Here is a 975-nt window from a genome sequence, read left to right on the forward strand (position 1 = left end):
TCCTCTGTTTTGCTGACGGGCAGTCTGGCCAGCTCGCGCCAGGCCAGACTGCGCGAATAATCAGCATGATTGTTTGCATAGCTGATGCTCTGACGATAGAGTTGAGCGGCCAGTGCAAAATCCCGCTTGCGTAGTGCAAGCGCTCCTTGCACCAGCAGTCCGCCAAGTGCGCGTTTTTTCTGATCAGGCCAGTATTGTTCACGTAATTGCTGGCTGTGGCGCACGTGTTGTAGTGCGATTTCAGTCTCGCCCTGCATGGCCCGGGCGAGACCACAGTGATCGGCCGCCATCAGACGCAGTCGCGGATAACTGATGGCTGCCTGCATATCGATGTCGCGGCAGACTTGCAGCATCTGTGCCAGATTACCCATTCTGAGCAAAATCCGTAAATAAGCGACTTGTGCGCTTTCCAGATAGTCGGGTTTCTGTGTACGCCATTCCGGTAGCAACACAATGTCATAGGCGGTGCGCGCCTGCTGCAGTGCTTCGGATCTCTGCGTTGAATCGGCCAGTACATTCGCGATATACAGTCTGGCTTCCGATACCCGGTAATGATGTTTGCCCCAGACCTGTTCCATATTGTGCATGGCCTGGATCGCGACCTGGCTGGATTCGGCCGGGCGTCCGAGTTTATCCAGACAGATCGCCACACCCTGACGTGCTTCTGCGGTTTGCCAGTTATTTTCGCCGAATTCCAGCAGCCGTACTTGCAAGGCTTCCTGATAAGCGGCCAGTGCCTTGTCGGTCTGGTCAGCATTCAGATAGGCCATCGCTATACTGACCAGCGCATAACCCAGCTCATTCCGGTTTGCGTTGTGGCGTGCCAGTGTGATGGCCTGTTCCAGATGCTGAAAAATACGCGGGTCATTCGCCGCATATAATTTGCTCGCGCAGAGTCCGGCTTTTCTGTGGGCTTGCGCCAGCTGATCGCTGCTGGCTGCTGCCTGCCGGAATATCGCCAGCGCCTGCGTGGTT

1 protein-coding gene is annotated in these 975 nt (G+C 55.9%); it reads right to left on the reverse strand.

Annotation, left to right across the window (positions count from 1 at the left end; translation table 11 throughout):
- Positions 1-975 (reverse strand): tetratricopeptide repeat protein (locus KDM89_RS19130; RefSeq protein WP_212689511.1); only part of this gene is annotated, 975 nt, incomplete at both ends.

Source organism: Cognatundibacterium luofuense, from assembly GCF_018139685.1.
GTDB classification, from domain to species: domain Bacteria; phylum Pseudomonadota; class Gammaproteobacteria; order Burkholderiales; family Burkholderiaceae_D; genus Undibacterium; species Undibacterium luofuense.